Source organism: Sulfitobacter sp. SK011 (assembly GCF_003352065.1).
GTDB lineage: Bacteria > Pseudomonadota > Alphaproteobacteria > Rhodobacterales > Rhodobacteraceae > Sulfitobacter.
On record NZ_CP025803.1, the window covers coordinates 2,706,535 to 2,726,963 of the forward strand.

Below are 20,429 nucleotides of genomic sequence, written 5' to 3' on the forward strand. Positions count from 1 at the left end.
GACCTTCCTAGTTTGACACAGCGGCGGATTGAACGACATCGCCTGCCGCCTCCAGCGCCACGTTATAATTTCCCACCAAGGCCGCAACCGACGGCCCGATCATATCGAGCACCAGCGCAGGGTAGACCCCCAAGAGCAGGGTCATCACCACCAGTGGCGCAAATATCCAGCGTTCGCGCGTGGTCATGTCCGTGATCGCCTTAAGGCTTTCCTTGATCAGATCGCCCATGACCACCCGGCGGTACAGCCAAAGCGCATAGGCCGCAGAGAAGATCACACCGGTTGTCGCAACCGCTGCGACCCAGGTATTGACCTGAAAAACCGCCATCAATGTCAGGAATTCACCAACAAACCCCGATGTGCCCGGCAGGCCCACGTTCGCCATTGTGAAGAACATAAAGATCAGGGCATAGGCCGGCATCCGGTTCACCAGACCGCCATAGGCGTCAATCTCGCGGGTGTGCATACGGTCATAGATCACACCGACACACAGGAACAATGCACCCGAGATAAAGCCGTGGCTGATCATCTGGAAAATCGCACCGTCCACGCCCTGCTGGTTCGCGGCAAAGATGCCCATGGTCACGAACCCCATATGTGCGACCGATGAATAGGCAATAAGCTTTTTCATATCTTCCTGCACCAGCGCCACCAGCGAGGTATAGACAATCGCAATTGCCGAAATCCAAAGGACAAAGGGTGCCATCACGTCAGACCCAACCGGGAACATCGGCAGCGAGAACCGCAAAAAGCCATAGCCGCCCATCTTGAGCAGGATCGCCGCCAGAACAACAGAACCCGCCGTTGGGGCCTGCACGTGGGCATCCGGCAACCAGGTGTGCACCGGCCACATCGGCATTTTGACCGCAAAGCTGGCAAAAAACGCAAGGAACATCAGGGTCTGCATGCCGCCAACAATCTGGATGCCCATCAGACTAAAGGTTTCGGACCCAAAGGTATGGGTCAAAAGGCTGATCTCGCATCCGCCGATACAGGTGGTGCCCGCTTCGGTGAACATCGCCACCATCGCGACCAGCATCAGAACCGAACCGAGGAAGGTATAAAGAAAGAACTTGAAGCTGGCATAAATGCGGTCCTTGCCGCCCCAGATGCCAATGATCAGGAACATCGGGATCAGACCTGCTTCAAAGAACAGATAGAAAAGGACCAGATCCAGCGCCATGAACACGCCCAGCATCAGCGTCTCAAGTAGCAAAAACGCAATCATGTATTCTTTGACGCGGGTCTCCACATTCCAGGATGCGGCAATCACCAGCGGCATCATGAAGGTGGTCAACATCACAAACAGGATCGAAATACCGTCAACGCCCAGACGGTATTGCATGCCCAGCAGCCATTCGGCCTCGTCCACATGCTGAAAACCCGGATTGCTGGCGTCAAAATCAAACAGCACAAACAGCGAGATCAGGAAAGTCACAGTCGTGGTGATCATCGCCAGCCATTTGGCATTGCGGCCAGCCGCTGCATCATCACCGCGCAGAAACACGGCCAAAATCAATGCCGCGAAGGCAGGCATGAAGGTGATTATGGAAAGCAGGTGATGGTCCATCAGAATGCTCCGTTCCACCAGGCCGCAATCAAGAGGATCGGCAGCATGACAATTAGAACCGCGGCAAAAATCGCGGCATAAAACAGGGTGGCAACAAAGAGACCTGAGCCTCCCATGACAATGCCGACGCGGGCCAGCGCGCGTGTCGATTTGTTCTCGTCACCGAGATAAAAAGCGGAAAGGCCCATCACCGCGACACAGCCCCCGATGATGAGGTAGAATTCGGTCGGCATCAGTTGGCCCCCCCGCTCATCGACATCCAGGTCACCAGCACAGCGATGCCGATTACCATGGCAAAGGCATAGGTAAAGATATAGCCGGACTGCGCCTTGCCCGCGAGGCGGGTAAAGAACGGGATGATCCCCATCGCCACACCATTGAGCGTGCCGTCGATCACATTGCCGTCCCCGCGTTTCCACAAGAAACGCCCAATTGCTTTAGCCGGGCCGACAAAGATCACATCGTAGAGCTCATCAAAGTACCATTTGTTTTTCAGGAACTGATACAAGGGCTGCTGGTTTGCCGCCAGGCGCGCCGGCAGACTTGGGTTCCAGATATAGAACCACATCGCCATTACGAATCCGCCCAGCATCGCAATAAAGGGGCTGACCTTGACCCAGGCCGGTGCCGCATGGGCATCGTCCAGTACATGATTGTCTGGCCCAAAATAAATCGCCCCTTCACCCGGCGCGCCGCCAAAGGATGCGTGGTGTTCGCCGCCTCCGGCTGCATCATCACCATGGCCCTCGGTCGCTGCAGCGTCATCATGGCCTTTCTCGGCACCCTCAGCATGGGCCGTGCCGTCCGCTGCCATCTCAGCCAGTGGGATGTCATAGAATTCCGCGATGTCCTCGGCATGGCCAAAGAAGCTGTTGTACCAGATCATGCCCGCAAAGATCGCGCCAAGGCTCAACACGCCCAGCGGCACCAGCATGGTCATCGGGCTTTCATGGGCGTGTTCATGGGTGTGCTTGTCGCCGCGTGGCGTGCCGTAGAACGTCATGAACATCAAGCGCCAGCTATAGAACGAGGTCATTGCCGCCGCCACAACCAGCAACCAGAAACCATACATCGACCCGCCTGCCCATGCGGATTCAATAATCGCATCCTTGGACAGGAAGCCGGCAAACCCAAAGTGCGTCAGCGGGATGCCGACACCGGTGATCGCCAGCGTGCCAATCATCATCGCCGCAAAGGTGTAGGGGATCTTCTTGCGCAGACCACCATAGTTGGTCATGTCCTGCTCATGGTGCATGGCGTGAATGACCGAACCTGCCCCAAGAAACAGCATCGCTTTAAAGAACGCATGCGTAAAGAGGTGGAACATCGCGGCCGAATACATGCCAACACCTGCGGCCACGAACATATAGCCCAGCTGCGAACAGGTGGAATACGCAATGACGCGCTTGATATCGGTCTGCACCAGACCCACGGTGGCGGCAAAAAATGCCGTCGACGCCCCGATGACCGTGACAAATATCATCGCCTCAGGTGCAAATTCCATCAGCGGTGACATGCGGCAGACAAGGAAAACCCCCGCTGTCACCATGGTCGCCGCGTGGATCAGGGCGGACACAGGGGTCGGACCTTCCATCGCATCGGGCAACCATGTGTGCAGAAACAACTGGGCCGATTTACCCATTGCACCAACAAACAACAAAAAGGCGATCAGGTTCGCAGCGTTCCATTCGGACCACAGGAACCCAACGGTTTGTTCGGCCAGCTCAGGTGCTGCGGCAAACACATCGTCGAATTTGATGCTGTCGGTCAGATAGAAAAGACCAAAGATACCCAGCGCAAAGCCGAAATCACCGACCCGGTTCACCACGAACGCTTTGATCGCTGCGGCATTGGCCGATGGTTTTTTGTAATAGAACCCGATCAGCAGATACGACGCCACGCCGACCCCTTCCCAGCCAAAGAACATCTGCACAAGGTTGTCGGATGTGACCAGCATCAACATCGCAAAGGTAAAGAACGAGAGGTACGCAAAGAAGCGCGGTTTGTAGGATTCATCTTCGTTGAAATTCACGTCATGCGACATGTAGCCAAACGAGTAAAGATGCACGAGGCTCGACACCGTTGTCACCACAATCAGCATGATCGCGGTCAACCGGTCCATGCGAATGGCCCAATCAGTGGAAAGCGTGCCGCTTTCGATAAAGCGCAATATCTGGATATGCTCGGTGGGACCGTCGAAGGTCAGGAACACCACCCAGCTGAGCAGGGCCGCAAGGAACAGCAAGCCGGTCGAGACCCACATCGCAGCGGTCTCTCCGATGATCTTCCAGCCAAAGCCGCAAATCAATGCACCGACAAGCGGGGCAAATAGGATTGTGGTTTCCATAGCCCTCAGCCCTTCATCACGTTGACGTCTTCGACAGCAATGGTGCCGCGATTACGGAAGAAACAAACCAGAATAGCCAGACCAATCGCGGCCTCGGCGGCGGCAACGGTCAGCACGAAAAGGGTAAAGACCTGGCCCACCAGATCGCCAAGGAAACTGGAAAACGCCACAAGGTTGATGTTTACCGCAAGCAGCATCAACTCAATGCTCATCAGCAGAATGATCACGTTCTTGCGGTTCAGGAAGAGCCCGAAGATGCCAATGACAAACAGCGTCGCCGCCACTGTCAGATAGTGTTCAAGTCCGATCATATCGTCCCTCGGTTTGTTCCCCGTTTACCCGGGTCTTTCATACATCGCCCGTTTTCAGGCTTCTTAGTCTTGTTCCACCCCGACTTCCACCGGGATATGGATTTAGCCGATCAAGTTGTAGCCGCCGAACAGAATGATCAGCACGACAACCAGCACCACAATTGTATTCCTCGACATCGTTTGCGTCCCTTGTCTCGTCCGGTTGCGTTCTTCTGCACAGAAACGCTCTGGACTATCTCAAAAATGCCGGTGCGCTACAGCCCCTGCCCCGGTTTTACGTCTTTCAGTTCCATTGCCGTGGCCGGGTCGCGCATCATCTGGGCAACCACATCCTGGCGTTTGACATCCACACGGTGGCGCAACGTCAAGACAATCGCACCGATCATCGCCACCAGCAGGATCAGACCCGCCAGTTGGAAAAGCAGGAAGTATTGGTCATACAGGATCAGACCCAACGCCTTGGTGTTGAACGTATTTGGATCAATCGCTTGCGCGCGCAGCCCTTCGGCGGCCGCGTTGGTTTCCCATGCGCCAAAGGCCATGACAAACTGCATCAGGATCACCAGACCAATCAGCAAGGCCAGCGGCATATAGCGCGCCATTTCGGCCTTCAGTTCGGCGAAATCAACGTCCAGCATCATGACGACAAACAGGAACAGCACCGCAACCGCGCCGACATAGACGATGATCAGCAACATCGCGACAAATTCCGCGCCCAACAGCACGAACAGCCCTGCCGCACTGAGAAACGACAGGATCAGCCACAGCACCGAATGCACGGGATTACGGCTGATCACGGTAAACAGGCCGCCAGCGATCACGCTGATCGCAAACAGATAGAATGAAAAGACCGTCATGCCCCGTCTTCCTTTTTAGTATCCGCCTTTTCATCCAACACCGTCTGCGCCAGTTCCAGCGCGCGGGTCATGGCGGGGATGCCGGCAAAAACCGACATCTGTCCAATTGTCTCAATGATGTGCTGCTTGGTGGCCCCTGCCTCCAGCGCGTGACGGACGGTCTGGCGCATCGCCACATCGTTTTGTGCACCCTGCATGGTCAGCCCGGCCAGCGTCAGCAACAACCGCGTGCGCGCGTCAAGCCCATCAGGGTTCAGCGTGTTGCCAAAGAAGGTTTCCATCAATTCCTTGGGCATCGTGCCCATCATCGCCTCAAAACCTTTCGGCGAAAACGCATCCATCGCCGGAAACGACTTTGCCATTTCCTGCGCCTGTTTCATCATCGCTTCAAAGGGGTTTGTGGGATCTGTCATCGGTACGGCGCATCCATTTCAAGGTTCCGGGCAATCTCGGCCTCCCAGCGGTCACCGTTCTCCAACAGTTTGTTCTTGTCGTAATACAGCTCTTCACGGGTCTCTGTTGAGAACTCGAAATTCGGACCTTCGACAATCGCATCCACCGGGCAGGCTTCCTGACAGAAACCGCAATAAATGCATTTGGTCATGTCGATGTCATAGCGCGTGGTGCGACGGCTGCCGTCTTCGCGGGGTTCCGCGTCGATGGTGATCGCCTGTGCCGGGCAGATCGCTTCGCAGAGCTTGCACGCGATGCAGCGTTCCTCGCCGTTCGGATAGCGGCGCAGCGCGTGTTCACCACGAAAGCGCGGGGAAAGCGGCCCCTTTTCATGCGGATAGTTCAGCGTGACTTTAGGCGCAAAGAAGTACCGCATGCCCAGCATGAACGCCTTGGCATAATCTTGCAGCAGAAAATATTTTGCCGCGCGGGTATAATCGGTCTGTGCCATCTCAGCCCCCTACTGTCCAGCGGGCATAGACGCCCCAGAACCAGTCAAATTTCGCCGCAAAGGCCACGAACACCACCCAGAACAATGAGAACGGCAGGAACACTTTCCAACCCAGACGCATCAGTTGGTCATAGCGGTAGCGCGGCGTGATAGCCTTGACCATCGAGAACATGAAGAACACCATCAGCATCTTGATGAACATCCACAAGAACCCGTCAGGCAGGAATGGAATGGGTGACAACCAGCCACCAAAGAACAACAGCGACACCAGCGCGCACATCAGCACAACCGCGACCAGTTCACCAATCATGAAAAGCAGGAAAGGTGTCGAGGAATACTCAACCTGATAACCCGCCACCAGTTCTGATTCCGCTTCCGGAAGGTCAAACGGCGGCCGGTTGGTTTCGGCCAAGGCGCTGATAAAGAACAGGATCAGCATCGGGAAATGCGGCAGGAAGTACCAGTTGAAGATGCCCCAGTCGCCGTCCTGCGCGTTCACAATCGAGGTAAAATTCATCGAGCCCGTCGACAGGATCACCCCGATGATGATCAAACCGATGGAAACTTCATATGAAATCATCTGAGCGGCGGACCGCAGCGAGCCGAGGAAGGGGTATTTCGAGTTCGACGCCCAACCGCCCATGATCACACCGTAAACTTCGAGCGAGGAAATCGCGAAGACATACAGGATCGCCACGTTGATATCGGCAAGGATCCAGCCTTCGTTAAACGGGATCACCGCCCATGCGATCATCGCCATGACAAAGGATATCATCGGGGCCAGGAAAAACACTGGACGGTCCGCACCCGCAGGCACGACCACTTCCTTGACGATGTATTTCAGGAAATCTGCAAAGGACTGCAACAGGCCAAAGACGCCAACAACGTTAGGGCCACGCCGCATCATCACCGCAGCCCAGATTTTGCGGTCCGCATACATCAGGAACGCCAGCGCCAACAGCAGCGGCACCACCAGCAGCAACACCTGACCGACAGTCAGCAGGCCAATGCCCAGATATGTGTTGTAAAAGAAGTCAGCCATAGTCCCTCACACCGCCGGAATGCCCTTTTCCGCACAATTCTGTGCGGTTACTTCGGCATCAATTGTCTTCAAGCCCCGTGGCAGGCTTGGCGAGATTGTGTAAACAGCATCTGCCCGCCATATGCCAGCCTCTTGGGTCACATTTGTCCGCAGATGACGTGCAAAACCATAGCCACGGATCAGCGTATATTGTGCCGCTGCACATTCCGCATAGTCCGATACGTCACGCGTTGACAGCGCTTTGGTCATCGCCACGTTGAACTGCACCAGATCGCCGTCAAGCAAGGTGGTCTCTACCCCTTTGTATTCAGGGATAAAATCCTCTGCCGTTGGCACCTGAGGTTCGCAGGCGGCTAACAGGACAGGGACGAGGGCCAACATGGCCTTCACTCCGCCGCCATTGGGTTGGCACGGCGCGCGGCCGCATTTGACGACAATTCCGCCATCAATTCGCTTGCGCGTGCAATCGGGTTCGAGAGGTAAAAATCCGAGAGCGCCGGCGCAAAGCTGGCTTTGCCCAGTTTGCCCTTGGGCAACGCGGACCATTCGTTTTCCGGCACCTGATCAACATCAGCCAGATGCGGCACATCCTTTACCAGCAACTTGCGCAATGCCGCAATGGAATCAAACGGCAATGTCGCGCCCATCTCTGCGCTCAATGCCCGCAGGATCGCCCAGTTTTCCTTGGCTTGGCCCGGCGCGAACCCTGCGCGCGATGCCAGTTGTGGCCGCCCTTCGGTGTTCACAAACAAACCCGGTTCCTCGGTATAGGCGGCACCCGGCAGGATGATATCCGCGCGGTGCGCACCGCGATCCCCATGCGAGCCTTGATAGATCACAAACGGGCCCGCAGCGATGTCGACCTCATCCGCGCCAAGGTTATAGACCACATCGGCACCCGACACATCGTCCATGCCGCCCGGTGCAACCGCACCGATGTCCATCGCACCCACCCGGCCCGCCGCCGTGTGCAGCACCATCAACTTGCTGTCAGTCTTTTCGGCCAGTTCCATCGCGGCGGCCAGCACAGCGGCACCATCCGCCTCGCGCAGCGCGCCCTGGCCGACGATCACAAGGGACGGCACGTCAAGAACCTGTTTGAATTTGGTGCCCAGCACCTTGTCCAGCGCCGCGCGGTCAGTGCCCATATGCGCGTATTCGTAGGTCAGATCGACGGCTTCACCGATCAATCCGATATTGGCCCCCCGCGCCCAAGCCTTGCGGATACGTGCGTTAAGCACTGGTGCTTCAATCGCCGGGTTTGTCCCGATCAACTGGATCATCTGGGCGCTGTCAATGTCTTCAATGGTTGCGGTCCCAACATAGCCTGAACGGTTCCCCGCTGGCAGTTTGGCCCCATCGGTGCGGCACTCGACAACACCACCCTGCCCCTCGATCATCGTTTTAAGCGCATAGGCCGCTTCAACCGACACCAGATCACCGACCAAGCCAGCGACCTTCTTATCTTTCATCGCAGCAGCAGCAGCGGCCAGCGCCTCTGGCCATTCCGCCGGGCGCAGTTTGCCATTCTCGCGCAAATAGGGCGTGTCCAACCGCTGGCGGCGCAACCCGTCCCAGACAAAACGCGTCTTGTCGGAAATCCATTCCTCGTTCACGCCATCATGGTTGCGCGGCAAGATCCGCATCACTTCGCGGCCTTTGGTATCGACACGGATATTGGACCCCAGCGCATCCATCACGTCGATGCTTTCGGTCTTGCTCAACTCCCAAGGCCGCGCGGTAAACGCATAAGGCTTGCTGACCAGCGCGCCAACCGGACACAGATCAATGATGTTGCCCTGCAGATTGCTGTCGAGCGTTTGCCCCAGATACGCTGTGATCTCAGCATCCTCACCCCGGCCTGTCTGGCCCATCTGATGAATGCCCGCGACCTCGGTGGTGAAACGTACGCAACGGGTGCAGGAAATGCAGCGTGTCATGTGGGTTTCGACCAGCGGCCCCAGATCCAGATCGGTGCTGGCACGTTTGGGTTCGCGGAACCGGCTGAAATCAACGCCGTAGGCCATCGCCTGATCCTGCAAATCACATTCGCCCCCCTGATCGCAGATCGGGCAATCCAGCGGGTGATTGATCAGCAGAAACTCCATCACGCCCTCGCGGGCTTTTTTTACCATCGGTGAATTGGTCTTTACCACGGGCGGCTGCCCTTCGGGTCCGGGACGCAAATCCTTGACCTGCATCGCGCAGGATGCCGCAGGCTTGGGTGGACCACCAACAACTTCCACAAGACACATCCGGCAATTGCCCGCAATCGTCAGGCGTTCGTGATAGCAAAAACGTGGGATTTCCACGCCCGCCAATTCACAGGCCTGAATGAGTGTCATCGCACCCTCGGCTTCGATTTCCTTGCCGTCGATGATGATCTTGCGGATATCGCTCATATGCTCATTTCGCTTTTAGTAACGAACCTATACGGCTCGATTTTTGAATCTCTGCACGTCCAAAGGCACAATAGCTTTGCGGGTCCGAAGTATCGACCCCCTTTGCCTTGAAAAATGCAGCTGCTTTTGCCCGTAAACGTGCTTTGTCGGCCTCGCTGTCGGTGTAGGCCTCTATTTCCGCGCTTGTATAGCCCAAAGCCTTGGCTTCTGATTCTAGTTTTCGGACATAGGTGATGGCCCGAAACACCCGCGCGCTGATTGTTGGACAGTTTTTGCGGACGCGGTCCGCGATCCCCAAATCAAAAAGCGCATCGTCGATGGCCGCCACCTTGTTCAAGGGCTGTTTGGCCGCGACAGGTGTTCCCAGCAGGCCAACGCTCAACAGTATAATCAATATCTTACGCATTTTTACGCTCCTCATGTACGCCGGGCACAATGGCCCGATCCGCACATGGGGATTTGCGATGCTGATATGCAATATCAGTGCGCCCTTTGGACAATTGCGCGCGATATGCCGCGCATCTGATCACTGGGGACAAGTGCCTTGAAAGATCAACTTGTTGTCGCTGATCCGCAGTTGTTCCATGTCTGGTCCGATCGACCAATCGATGTCCGAATTACCGTAGTTTTTCACACAATAAGACACGCCTGCATGCCGCCCCGCCTCGCGGGCACCATCAATGGATTTTCCTGGCTCACTGACGGTCACCAGAAATACATCGCGTTGCTTATCAACTTTGCTGACCTTGGTGCGAAAGTATTTGCCGTCAAACAAAATGCGATCTGATTTCTTGGTGCAGCCCGCCATCAGCCCGGCTGTGATCAAAGCCAGAATTACCAAAGTTGATTTCTTCATTTCTGTACCCTTGAATGTGTCGGTCGCTGTAGTTCTGCCTTGTCGATAACGACAATAGAATCATGCACATGCACGCCGCTGAATTCACGCGCCAATGCAGGCACCTGCGGTTTGCCCTTATTGTGATACCACATGTGCATATCATCTATCATCCTGCGCACCGTATTAAAGAAATTTCCCGGCTGTTTAAACCCGCCGCCAAACCGCGCGATATAGGAAGTATGCAAATCCTCGATCATATAGGTACCCCCCATGGTCAGAAGCGGAAATAAAACCTCGAGCGATGTATGAACATGCTCCATCTGGTGGCTGCCATCATCTAGGACCACATCAACACCGCCCATTTCGCGGACCACATCGGCCAGAAACGCAGGGTCATCCTGTGAGCCAATCCGCACCATCGCAGACTGGCCATCGTACTGAGCACAGTCGGGGTTGATATCAACACCGCAAATCACAGCATCCTTGCCCAGGTACCGTCGCCACATCTGCAGGCTGCCACCATTGTTCACACCAATCTCAAGGAATTTGACCGGGGTGCCCCGATAGCGGGAAAAATAGCGATCATAGATCGGCAGATAATGATGCCATTTATGGACTTTCGCCCCCTTGTTGCCCGCATAGATATCAAGCAGATCACCATCAAAGCCATAGCGTTCGCGGATGTCTGCAGCCACATCGCCCTCTTGGGGGAACTTGAATTTCCACATCTCAACCTGTCCTGCTCTTGCGGCCGGAGGCGCTAGGTCGCCCCACTTTATCGTCTTCGCTTCCGTTATTCTGCAAAACGCCGGTTCAGGCAACCTTCGCCTGTGTGCACCCGTGGCTTTGCCACATCTGCGCCTGTTTCAAATGGGACCATCCAAAGGCGTGATCGCTGTCGCCATTCTCACGCAGATGCTCCAGCCGGGCCAATGCCTCATCCAGTGTCGGTTGATGGCCCTTTGGCACCCACCACATCACAAAATGCATCGCCCCCAGTACCTCAAACCATTCTTCGCGCTTTTCATAAAACTGCTTGTGGATCGTGCCCCAAACGAATTTCTCCAGTGTCTCGACGCTTTGCCAGACTGTCAGATTCGAAACATATTGCGGGTCACCCCCAATCGCAGCCTCGGTATTGCCGGTGCCCGGCTCACCTGATCCTTCCATCATCCAGACGAATCCCGGCATGCGTTTGCCAAGGCCGTTGATGCGGTCGAGGTTATCCATGAATTCCTTGACGCGCGGATCGTCAGTTGCGGCCAACAAACGCCCCACATTCAATTCCGCCAGATGCATGTCTTTCATCGTCTCTTCCTCTCTTTTAGCGGTGCCACCCCATCCAGAGCTTTGCGCAAAAATGCGATCGTCAGATTACCGCCGATATAGACCAGACCCACCAGCGCCGCATAGGCCCAGATCGGTACAATCCCATAGGTGATCGCCTGATGGGTCGCCCAGACGGGGACCGCAAAAATCGCAAACGAAAGGATCGCCGCCCCAAGGCTCAGCAATCCATCCCAGATGTTTCGGAAGAATCCCATTATGCCGCTGTTCCCTCATCGCAACTTTTGGTCTTCCACAGCTGCGCTTGTTTCACATGGGCCCAGCCAAAGGCATGATCACTGTCGCCGTGGTCGCCCAGATGCCGAAACCGCGCCATCGCCTCGGTCATTGTGGGTTGATGGCCAATCGGCACCCACCACATGGCAAAACGCAGGCTCTCAACCGCATCGTACCATTCTGCCTTGCGATCATAGAATTGCTTGTGCACCGTGTTCCAAACAAAATGCTCAAGGGATGAGACATCGCGCCAGACCGAAAGCGTGCTCGCCGTGCGAGGATTGCCGCCCAAAGCGCCATCCGAGGCACGCTGCTCCTGGTTCATCTCATCTTCGGACATCATCCAGATAAAACCGGGGCTGCGTTGCGCCACACCGTTGACCAGATCAAGGCCATCGACAAACCCCTGCACCCGCGGGTCGTCCCAGTCGTATTTGAGAATACCAAGGTTCAACTCGGCAAGGTGATGGCCTGCGGGTTGTTTCATGGTCTTAGAAAGCCGCGATCACGGCCAGCAGGGCCAAACCGACCATGCAGACAAATCCGATCATAAACATCGCAGAACGTGCAGGTTGGTTTTCTGTGCGGATGTGAACAATTGCCATAGCGACGCGCGATACGATGAACACCGACGCAAAGAGGTTCACCCAGAACGGCGTGGCCCCGGCAAGTATCGCAGCAATGGTTGCGCCAATGAAGGGACCGGAATTCTCAATCGCATTCATGAACGCGCGGTCAGCCCGATAGACAGGGTTGGCATAGTCCCGCTTTGGCTTACCACAATCACAACGATTTTCCGGCGTGCGCCCCCGTGTGGACAGGCCCGCGAGAATGAGACTGATCAAAGCCCACAGACCGAGCGAAGCGATGGCGTGACTGTATTCAGCGAATTGCTGCATGGTGCATTCTCCCTGGAAAAAAGAAACGTGAGGTCCGGTGCCAGTCGCAAATATTGATTAAATGTCCAGCATCAGGCCCACAAGGTTGTCCAAACCAACCCGCCGCTCAGCCGCCTTGCACACAGCCGGATCAAGGGGGCCACGCGAGGTATCCAATCTAAAAGGCGTGTTGTTCTCAGCATCAAACTCATTCGACAAACGTCGCGCTGCCGCCGCAACCGAGATGGACTTCACTGCAAAAAATTCGTCCGGCCGGGAAAATCGCAAGGCTGAAACATCCAGCTCGACATCGGCATGCACATCAATCCGTGCACAGCCCTTTGCAAGGCGTCTGGCCAAAAACCGTGCCGCCAAAATCTCAGGCACCGGGCCCGCGACCAGAACGCGTTGAAAGCCATCCCGGTTTGCCTGTGCAAGGGGCATCTGTACGCCTCCGAACACAAAAACGGCAACAACAAGTAGAAATCTCACTCCGCCGCCACCGCCGCGCTCACCCGTCCTGTCCGCTTGTGCTTGATCCGGTCCTCAATCTCATCGCGGAAATGCCGGATCAGACCTTGAATCGGCCAGGCCGCCGCATCGCCCAAAGCGCAGATCGTATGCCCCTCGACCTGCTTGGTCACATCCAGCAACATGTCGATTTCCTCAGGCTCCGCATCGCCTGTCACCAAACGGTCCATCACCCGCATCATCCATCCGGTACCTTCACGGCACGGTGTGCACTGGCCACAGCTTTCGTGCTTGTAGAATTTCGACAACCGCCAGATCGCTTTGATCACATCGGTGTTGTTGTCCATCACGATCACCGCTGCCGTGCCGAGGCCCGAGCGTTGTTCGCGCAGATAATCAAAATCCATAATCGCATCGCGCATCTGCGCGCCGGGAATCATTGGCACCGACGACCCACCGGGGATCACCGCCTTGAGATTGTCCCAGCCACCGCGAATACCGCCGCAGTGTTTTTCGATCAATTCCTCAAACCCAATGCTCATCGCCTCTTCGACGACGCAAGGGTTGTTCACGTGACCAGATATCGCAAAGAGCTTGGTACCCGCATTGTTCGGACGCCCAAAGCCCGCGAACCATTCCGGCCCGCGCCGCAAAATTGTCGGCACAACGGCAATCGATTCAACGTTGTTCACCGTGGTCGGACAGCCATAAAGACCCGCACCCGCAGGGAACGGCGGCTTCATCCGTGGCATGCCCTTTTTGCCTTCCAGGCTTTCCAGCAATGCGGTTTCCTCGCCACAGATATAGGCCCCGGCACCATGCGCCAGATAAAGGTCAAAATCCCACCCGGACTTGCAGGCGTTCTTGCCCAGCAGACCCGCGGCGTAAGCCTCATCAATTGCGGCCTGAAGCGCCTCTTTTTCGCGAATATACTCGCCACGGATATAGATATAGCAGGCATGCGCGTTCATCGCGAAACTCGCGATCAGACAACCTTCAACCAGCGTATGTGGATCATGGCGCATGATCTCACGGTCCTTACAGGTGCCGGGCTCGGATTCGTCCGCATTAACCACCAGATAAGAGGGGCGGCCGTCACTTTCCTTGGGCATGAAGGACCATTTAAGACCCGTAGGGAAACCCGCACCGCCACGTCCACGCAGACCGGATGCCTTCATCTGATCAATGATCCAGTCGCGGCCCTTCTTGATGATGCCGGCGGTGCCATCCCAATGGCCGCGCCCCTGCGCGCCTTTCAGCGTGCGGTCATGCATACCGTAGATGTTGGTAAAAATGCGGTCTTTATCTTGAAGCATGACGCCTACCTTTGGTTTTCTTTGGCGGCCCTGCGGGCCTGCCACATCTGATAAATCACGACCATTGCCCAGAAAAGCGCCGCCAATGCTGCGAAATCAAACAGCAGGGCAAAGCGCCCAGGCAACCCCATCGCAGGGCCGACCCATTGTGCCGCCACCCACAAAACCATCGTTACAGCAATGACCAGACCAACTGTCTGGCCTTTGCGTGCAAGTGCTTTGTCGTCGGCGTTGGTCATGGATCACCCTGCCCCGGCTCAGGTCTTTTTCTTGCGCTTTGAGAACTCAGTCTCGCCGCCTTTTGCCAATATCTTGGCCTGTGCGATCCAACCGTCCCGCTCAATCCGGCCTTTGAAACGCAAACGGGCATCGACCCATTCGATTTCCTTTTTGCGCCATCCCGCAACCTGATCGTAATGGTAAACGCCCAATTCGTTCAGGGTGCCTTCCAGTTTTGGCCCAACACCGCTGATCAGCTTGAGATCATCCGCGCCGCCTGCGCGGGCTTTGCTCAGCATTTCTGGCTTGCCATCCGCCGCAACGGGCTTGCGCGCAGGCTTGGCCGCTGCTTTTGGTTTTGCTGCTGCCTTGGCGGGGGCGGCTGCCGCCTTCTTGGATGCAGTTTTTGCAGCCGCTGGCGCAGCTTCTGCTTTCTTGGCGGTTGCTTTCTTGGCGGCAGGTTTCTTGGCTGCCGGTGCTGCCACTGGTTCGGAACTGGTTGTTGCCGACCCTGCCGATTTGGCCGCAGTCTTTTTCGCTGTGGTCTTTTCGGCCGGAGCCTTCTTCTTTGCAGCGGGTTTTTTCGCCGCCGTTTTGTTGTCCGGTTCCTTCGCGACAGGATCGCTCATCAAGCCCGACGCCGTGGTGTTTTGGTCCGCGTTGGCGGCGGTTGATGCCTTGGCCGCAGCAGGTGCCGCAGCGCCCGCAGTTGTCGCTGTTGACGCAACCGCAGCGGACTGGCTTGCCGGGCGGCTTTGCGAGGCTGAACTGCTGGATGCAGATGGCGCTGTTTCAATCCCTGCGCACAGGAAATTCTGCAAAAGCCATCCTGCGATCACCGCAACGATGATCCCGGCAAAGACGGATGACACGAAGCCCCAACCGCCGATCCCCCACAAAATAAGCGCCAAAAGCAATCCAATGCCGCCGCCCATATACCAGCATCGCTTTGTGCAGGCCTCTTTTTCGGATGTGTTACTCATGTTTGTCCCTCTCCCCGCTTCTGCGGAAAATGCGGCTTATTTATAGATGCCGTCTTTCTTTGCGCGTTTCGAAAATTCGGTTTCTTCACCTGAGGCCAGACTGCTGGCCTGATCGACCCAATTGTCCCGGCTCACGCGGCCTTTGAACCCTTCGAGGTTTTGATCCACCCATGCGACTTCGTCTGCGCCCCATTTGGCGATCTGATCGTAGTGGTAAAACCCCATTGTGTTGAGCAAGGTCTCAAGCTTTGGGCCAACCCCTCTGATCAGTTTGAGGTCATCCGCACCTGCTTTTCGCGGGGCCTTCATCGTGCGTGGCTTTTTGCCCGGTGTGTCATATTCTTGTACAGCTGTGTCTGCTTTTGCAGGTTTCGGGTCAGATTTTGATGGTGGCTTGGCCTTGGATTGATTCTTGGCCTGTTGCACCGTCACCCCCGTCGCATCCGCAGGCTGTCCCTTGCTCGGAACGGGCCCTTTGGTGGCTGGCTTGGCTTTCGGTTTCTTTGCCGAATTGGCCGGCTTGCCCTGCCATGGGGCCAGCAGCGGCACTTCGGTGCCATCAATGCGCTTGACCGTGTCACCAATATCCACCGCCAATTGCACGCTGGCATTATACTGCGTTTTACCGCTGTCATGGTCTTTCAGGCTGGTCAGACCGCTGAGCGGCTCTGCGGCGTAGCGGCCATTTTGCGGCCCCGGTGTCGGCACCCGGCCCGCAGCCAGTTCATCCAGAATCTCATTCAGACGCGCGCTGGTCAGATCCTCATAGTAATCCTTGCCGATCTGGGCCATCGGCGCGTTCGAGCAGGAGCCGAGGCATTCGACCTCTTCCCAGCTGAATTTACCATCACTGCTCAACTCATGTGCATGCTGGGCGATGCGCTCTTTGCAAACGGCCACCAGATCTTCGGCCCCGCAGATCATGCAGGAGGTGGTGCCACACACCTGAATATGTGCCACAGAACCAACCGGTTGCAACTGGAACATGAAGTAGAATGTCGCAACCTCGAGACCTCGAATATAGGCAAGGCCCAGCATCTCGGACACATGCTCAATCGCCGGACGGCTAAGCCAGCCTTCCTGTTCCTGCGCCCGCCACAACAGCGGAATGATGGCGCTGGCCTGACGGCCTTCGGGATATTTGGTGATCTGCGCCTCGGCCCATGCCTGATTGGCGGGGGTGAAGGCGAATGAGGCGGGTTGGTCGGGGTGTAGACGACGGAGCATCAGAATAGGCTTTCGTGCATGCGGTGGCGACAGATGCCTCCGGCGGGAGTATTTTCAGCGAAAAGAAAAACGGGGCGGCTGATCACCGATCAATCTCCCCAAACACCACATCCATGGTGCCAATGATTGCGGCAACATCAGCCAACTGATGGCCCTTGGAAATGAAATCCATCGCCTGCAAATGCAAAAACCCCGGCGCGCGGATCTTGGCGCGGTAGGGTTTGTTGGAGCCATCGGCAACGAGGTACACGCCAAACTCGCCTTTGGGCGCTTCAACCGGGCAGTAGACTTCGCCCGCAGGCACGTGGAAGCCTTCGGTATAAAGTTTGAAGTGGTGGATCAGGCTTTCCATGTCGGTCTTCATCGCGGTGCGGGATGGCGGGGTGATCTTGCCCCGGGCCAGCACATCGCCCTGTCCTTCGGGCGCGCGCAACTTCTCAATCGCCTGCTGGATGATGTAGGTCGACTGGCGCATTTCCTCCATCCGGCAGAGGTAACGATCATAGCAATCGCCGTTCTTGCCCACCGGAATCTGGAATTCAAATTCGTCGTAACATTCATAAGGCTGCGCACGGCGCAGGTCCCATGCAAGACCAGAGCCGCGTACCATCACACCACTGAACCCGTAATCCAGAATGTCCTGTTCGGTCACCACACCGATATCGGCATTGCGCTGTTTGAAAATCCGGTTTTCGGTCAGCAGCCCATCGATATCGACCATGAAACCTTTGAGGAACTGTTCGGCCCATTTTTCAATGTCATCGAGCAATTCCGGTGTCAGGTCCTGATGCACCCCACCGGGGCGGAAATAGGCGGCGTGCAGACGCGCACCACAGGCACGTTCATAAAACACCATCAACTGCTCACGCTCTTCAAAGCCCCAGAGCGGTGGGGTCAGCGCGCCAACATCCAGCGCTTGTGTGGTGACGTTCAACAGGTGGTTCAGCACCCGGCCAATTTCGCAAAAGAGCACCCGGATCAGCGAGGCGCGGCGCGGCACCGGCGTATTCGTCAGCTTTTCAATCGCCAGACACCAGGCATGTTCCTGGTTCATCGGGGCAACGTAATCAAGCCGGTCAAAATACGGCAGGTTTTGCAGATAGGTGCGGCTTTCCATCAGCTTTTCGGTGCCACGGTGCAGCAAGCCGATGTGCGGATCGCAGCGCTCGACCACTTCGCCGTCCAGTTCCAGCACCAAACGCAACACGCCGTGCGCCGCAGGGTGCTGCGGGCCAAAGTTGATGTTGAAGTTACGGATTTTCTGTTCGCCGGTTTGGAAATCGGTCGAACCATCGTCATAGGTGTTTGTACGAATGTCGCCGTCCATCATGATCTCACTTTCACCAACTGTTCGCAAACCGTGTACCCAGTGGTCGTTTTAGAAACGGTCATCGCAGCAAGACGGGCTGTCAGTACTGCAGCCACCACAAAAACGCCGCCAAAAAGCAGTTCCATCACAGTTTCTCCAACTCTTGCAGCTTCATCCCCATCCACCACAGCAGTGCAATCGTGCCGAACGGCACCAGACACGCCGCGGCCCAATATTTATTGATGCCAAAGAACGGCAGCAGCTTGACCATCGGGATGGCCGTCAGTGCCGAAAGAATGAGCCACCACATGCCTTCCATTATTTCGCATCCGCCTTGTCGTCACCCGGCAGGATGTATTCCGCACCTTCCCAAGGGCTCATGAAATCAAACTGGCGGTACTCCTGAACCAGTTTCACCGGCTCATAAACCACCCGCTTTTCGACCTCGTCATAACGCACTTCGGTATAGCCCGTGGTCGGGAAATCCTTGCGCAGCGGATAGCCGCGAAAGCCGTAGTCGGTCAGGATGCGGCGCAAATCGGGGTGGCCGGAAAACAGGATGCCGAACATGTCAAAGACTTCGCGCTCGAACCAATTGGCCGAGGGGTGCACATCGACCAGCGACGGCACCATGTCCTTTTCCCGCACCGCGACACGCAGACGGATGCGGTGGTTCTGGTACATGCTGAGAAAGTGATAAACGACATCAAACCGCTTGGCGCGCCCGGTGTAATCGACCGCCGTGATGTCCACCAGCGTGGAGAACCGGCAGGTGGCATCGCCTTTCAGGAACTCCACCAGTCCGGCAATGTTGGTCAGCGTCACATCCATGTTCAGCTCGCCCTGGGTCACGTCCCAGGCCAGCACACAATCGGGGCGCTTGGCTTCGATATAGGCGCCAAGCTCTTGCAGTTGTTCGCTCATCCGTTCTCCTCCTTCCCGGCTGGCCAGGTTTCCGGCGCGTCGCACGCCATCAGTGTCTCGCTGGCGAATGTCGCGTTGTAACGCTGCAGGCCGTGGGTGAACCAGCAGCAGATCGCGGCGCCGTCTCCGACCGTCGCTTCCACCGTCATCACCGGCCCGCCGCTCTTGAGCCGCACAACGTCGCCGACGCTGACGCGGCCTGCCCGCGCATCGCTCATCGCACAATCGTCCCTGTCCGGCGCATCTTGCGTTGCAATTGCAGGATGCCATAGAGCAGCGCTTCGGCTGTGGGCGGGCAGCCGGGCACATAAATATCGACCGGAACAATCCGGTCACAGCCGCGCACCACCGAATAGCTGTAGTGATAATACCCACCGCCATTGGCGCAGGACCCCATCGAGATCACATAGCGGGGCTCTGGCATCTGATCATAGACCTTGCGCAGCGCGGGGGCCATCTTGTTGGTCAGTGTTCCGGCCACGATCATCAGATCGGATTGACGCGGGCTGGCGCGCGGCGCGGTGCCAAAGCGTTCAAGGTCATAGCGCGGCATCGAGGTGTGCATCATCTCAACCGCACAGCAGGCCAGACCAAATGTCATCCAATGCAGCGAACCTGTTCTGGCCCAGTTGATGATGTCGGCGGTCGATGTGACAAGAAAACCCTTGTCCTGCAATTCTGCATTCAGGTTCTGGGTGGCAACGTCCCGGTCCATGCCTGCGGTTGCCGGGCTGTGCGTTTGAGTTACTGCCATTCCAACGCCCCCTTCTTCCATTCATAGGCGAATCCGGCGGTCAGCACCGCAAGGAACACCATCATCGACCAGAAGCCAACCATGCTGACCTCTTGAAAGGCCACGGCCCACGGGAACAAGAAAGCAATTTCCAGATCGAAGATGATGAACAGAATCGATACCAGATAGAACCGCACATCAAATTTCATCCGCGCATCATCAAAGGCGTTGAACCCACATTCATAGGCAGAAACCTTTTCAGGGTCCGGGTTGCGCACAGCCAGAACCACAGCGGCAAGGATCAAAACGATCCCCAAACCGATGGCAACGGCCAGAAAAACGAGGATTGGCAGGTATTCCCGCAGCATGTCGTCCAAGGGGTGGCTCCTTTAGCGGTGCGTGGTCTTTGATCTTGAGCAAAGACCTGTGCAGAACAGACTTAAAACGGGTTTAACCGTGGCAGTCAGTGGGGTCAACGGGCGCAACGGCGGAAAGCGGGGGCTTTTCGGGGTCTGCCCTGCCGATCATCAGGCAC

29 protein-coding genes are annotated in these 20,429 nt (G+C 56.5%); all 29 read right to left on the bottom strand.

All coding sequences use genetic code 11. From position 1 onward, the window contains the following. Nucleotides 1-7 precede the first annotated feature (7 nt). The gene (locus tag C1J02_RS13370) at nt 8-1,570 is read right to left on the bottom strand and encodes an NADH-quinone oxidoreductase subunit M (RefSeq protein WP_114879023.1); all 1,563 of its coding nucleotides are present in this window, start codon (nt 1,568-1,570) and stop codon (nt 8-10) included. Continuing rightward, nucleotides 1,570-1,803: a hypothetical protein gene (locus tag C1J02_RS13375; RefSeq protein WP_114879024.1), complete on the bottom strand. Its 234-nt coding sequence runs from the start codon at nt 1,801-1,803 to the stop codon at nt 1,570-1,572. The genes C1J02_RS13370 and C1J02_RS13375 overlap by 1 nt, the downstream gene beginning before the upstream one ends. Further along, nucleotides 1,803-3,917: an NADH-quinone oxidoreductase subunit L gene (nuoL, locus tag C1J02_RS13380; RefSeq protein WP_114879025.1), complete on the bottom strand. Its 2,115-nt coding sequence runs from the start codon at nt 3,915-3,917 to the stop codon at nt 1,803-1,805. Before nuoL ends, C1J02_RS13375 begins: the two co-directional genes overlap by 1 nt. Nucleotides 3,918-3,922: 5 nt before the next feature. Then, on the bottom strand, nt 3,923-4,228 hold the full coding sequence (gene nuoK, locus C1J02_RS13385; protein WP_008553673.1) for an NADH-quinone oxidoreductase subunit NuoK: 306 nt from the start codon (nt 4,226-4,228) through the stop codon (nt 3,923-3,925). A gap of 254 nt (nt 4,229-4,482) precedes the next feature. Beyond that, nucleotides 4,483-5,085, bottom strand: a complete 603-nt coding sequence (locus tag C1J02_RS13390; protein WP_114879026.1) for an NADH-quinone oxidoreductase subunit J — start codon at nt 5,083-5,085, stop codon at nt 4,483-4,485. After that, the gene (locus C1J02_RS13395) at nt 5,082-5,498 is read right to left on the bottom strand and encodes a carboxymuconolactone decarboxylase family protein (protein ID WP_114879027.1); all 417 of its coding nucleotides are present in this window, start codon (nt 5,496-5,498) and stop codon (nt 5,082-5,084) included. Before C1J02_RS13395 ends, C1J02_RS13390 begins: the two co-directional genes overlap by 4 nt. Then, a complete protein-coding gene (gene nuoI / locus C1J02_RS13400; protein ID WP_114879028.1) occupies nt 5,495-5,989 on the bottom strand; it encodes an NADH-quinone oxidoreductase subunit NuoI in 495 nt (164 codons plus the stop codon). Before nuoI ends, C1J02_RS13395 begins: the two co-directional genes overlap by 4 nt. A 1-nt stretch (nt 5,990) precedes the next feature. Next, complete coding sequence (gene nuoH / locus C1J02_RS13405; RefSeq protein ID WP_114879029.1) at nt 5,991-7,031, bottom strand: NADH-quinone oxidoreductase subunit NuoH; 1,041 nt, start codon at nt 7,029-7,031, stop codon at nt 5,991-5,993. Nucleotides 7,032-7,037: 6 nt separating this feature from the next. After that, entirely contained in the window at nt 7,038-7,412 is a 375-nt protein-coding gene (locus C1J02_RS13410) for a hypothetical protein (RefSeq protein WP_114880568.1), read from the bottom strand. Between the two features lie 5 nt (nt 7,413-7,417). Continuing rightward, entirely contained in the window at nt 7,418-9,433 is a 2,016-nt protein-coding gene (gene nuoG / locus C1J02_RS13415; protein WP_114879030.1) for an NADH-quinone oxidoreductase subunit NuoG, read from the bottom strand. 4 nt (nt 9,434-9,437) lie between these two features. Then, nucleotides 9,438-9,839, bottom strand: coding sequence for a DUF5333 domain-containing protein (locus C1J02_RS13420; protein WP_114879031.1), 402 nt, complete (start codon nt 9,837-9,839; stop codon nt 9,438-9,440). A gap of 120 nt (nt 9,840-9,959) precedes the next feature. Continuing rightward, nucleotides 9,960-10,289 carry a hypothetical protein gene (locus C1J02_RS13425; protein ID WP_254693098.1) on the bottom strand — a complete coding sequence of 110 codons (330 nt, stop codon included), beginning with the start codon at nt 10,287-10,289 and terminating at the stop codon, nt 9,960-9,962. Next, nucleotides 10,286-10,999, bottom strand: coding sequence for a class I SAM-dependent methyltransferase (locus tag C1J02_RS13430; protein WP_114879032.1), 714 nt, complete (start codon nt 10,997-10,999; stop codon nt 10,286-10,288). The genes C1J02_RS13425 and C1J02_RS13430 overlap by 4 nt, the downstream gene beginning before the upstream one ends. 85 nt (nt 11,000-11,084) lie before the next feature. Further along, a complete protein-coding gene (locus tag C1J02_RS13435) occupies nt 11,085-11,579 on the bottom strand; it encodes a DUF3291 domain-containing protein (protein ID WP_254693099.1) in 495 nt (164 codons plus the stop codon). After that, on the bottom strand, nt 11,576-11,815 hold the full coding sequence (locus C1J02_RS13440) for a hypothetical protein (RefSeq protein ID WP_114879033.1): 240 nt from the start codon (nt 11,813-11,815) through the stop codon (nt 11,576-11,578). The genes C1J02_RS13435 and C1J02_RS13440 overlap by 4 nt, the downstream gene beginning before the upstream one ends. After that, complete coding sequence (locus C1J02_RS13445) at nt 11,815-12,321, bottom strand: DUF3291 domain-containing protein (protein ID WP_114879034.1); 507 nt, start codon at nt 12,319-12,321, stop codon at nt 11,815-11,817. The genes C1J02_RS13440 and C1J02_RS13445 overlap by 1 nt, the downstream gene beginning before the upstream one ends. A gap of 4 nt (nt 12,322-12,325) precedes the next feature. Further along, nucleotides 12,326-12,733, bottom strand: a complete 408-nt coding sequence (locus tag C1J02_RS13450; RefSeq protein WP_114879035.1) for an MAPEG family protein — start codon at nt 12,731-12,733, stop codon at nt 12,326-12,328. A 57-nt stretch (nt 12,734-12,790) separates the two neighbouring features. After that, entirely contained in the window at nt 12,791-13,156 is a 366-nt protein-coding gene (locus C1J02_RS13455; protein WP_114879036.1) for a hypothetical protein, read from the bottom strand. Nucleotides 13,157-13,200: 44 nt separating this feature from the next. Beyond that, complete coding sequence (gene nuoF, locus C1J02_RS13460) at nt 13,201-14,499, bottom strand: NADH-quinone oxidoreductase subunit NuoF (RefSeq protein WP_114880572.1); 1,299 nt, start codon at nt 14,497-14,499, stop codon at nt 13,201-13,203. Nucleotides 14,500-14,504: 5 nt separating this feature from the next. Next, nucleotides 14,505-14,738, bottom strand: a complete 234-nt coding sequence (locus tag C1J02_RS13465) for a DUF5337 domain-containing protein (RefSeq protein ID WP_114879037.1) — start codon at nt 14,736-14,738, stop codon at nt 14,505-14,507. A gap of 18 nt (nt 14,739-14,756) precedes the next feature. Next, nucleotides 14,757-15,701, bottom strand: a complete 945-nt coding sequence (locus C1J02_RS21245) for a hypothetical protein (RefSeq protein WP_302622753.1) — start codon at nt 15,699-15,701, stop codon at nt 14,757-14,759. Nucleotides 15,702-15,737: 36 nt separating this feature from the next. Then, nucleotides 15,738-16,928, bottom strand: coding sequence for an NADH-quinone oxidoreductase subunit E (locus C1J02_RS13475; protein WP_114879038.1), 1,191 nt, complete (start codon nt 16,926-16,928; stop codon nt 15,738-15,740). A gap of 82 nt (nt 16,929-17,010) precedes the next feature. Then, entirely contained in the window at nt 17,011-18,258 is a 1,248-nt protein-coding gene (locus C1J02_RS13480) for an NADH-quinone oxidoreductase subunit D (protein WP_114879039.1), read from the bottom strand. Beyond that, nucleotides 18,255-18,383 carry a hypothetical protein gene (locus tag C1J02_RS21250; protein ID WP_302622754.1) on the bottom strand — a complete coding sequence of 43 codons (129 nt, stop codon included), beginning with the start codon at nt 18,381-18,383 and terminating at the stop codon, nt 18,255-18,257. The genes C1J02_RS13480 and C1J02_RS21250 overlap by 4 nt, the downstream gene beginning before the upstream one ends. Next, nucleotides 18,383-18,547 (bottom strand): hypothetical protein, encoded by a 165-nt coding sequence (locus tag C1J02_RS20925; RefSeq protein ID WP_162798193.1) that lies wholly within the window; start codon nt 18,545-18,547, stop codon nt 18,383-18,385. The genes C1J02_RS21250 and C1J02_RS20925 overlap by 1 nt, the downstream gene beginning before the upstream one ends. An 8-nt stretch (nt 18,548-18,555) precedes the next feature. Then, the gene (locus tag C1J02_RS13485; RefSeq protein ID WP_114879040.1) at nt 18,556-19,161 is read right to left on the bottom strand and encodes an NADH-quinone oxidoreductase subunit C; all 606 of its coding nucleotides are present in this window, start codon (nt 19,159-19,161) and stop codon (nt 18,556-18,558) included. Continuing rightward, on the bottom strand, nt 19,158-19,379 hold the full coding sequence (locus tag C1J02_RS13490; protein WP_114879041.1) for a YodC family protein: 222 nt from the start codon (nt 19,377-19,379) through the stop codon (nt 19,158-19,160). Before C1J02_RS13490 ends, C1J02_RS13485 begins: the two co-directional genes overlap by 4 nt. Next, nucleotides 19,376-19,915, bottom strand: coding sequence for an NADH-quinone oxidoreductase subunit B family protein (locus C1J02_RS13495; RefSeq protein WP_114879042.1), 540 nt, complete (start codon nt 19,913-19,915; stop codon nt 19,376-19,378). The genes C1J02_RS13490 and C1J02_RS13495 overlap by 4 nt, the downstream gene beginning before the upstream one ends. Then, nucleotides 19,906-20,271 carry an NADH-quinone oxidoreductase subunit A gene (locus tag C1J02_RS13500; protein ID WP_114879043.1) on the bottom strand — a complete coding sequence of 122 codons (366 nt, stop codon included), beginning with the start codon at nt 20,269-20,271 and terminating at the stop codon, nt 19,906-19,908. The genes C1J02_RS13495 and C1J02_RS13500 overlap by 10 nt, the downstream gene beginning before the upstream one ends. Nucleotides 20,272-20,429: the final 158 nt, after the last annotated feature.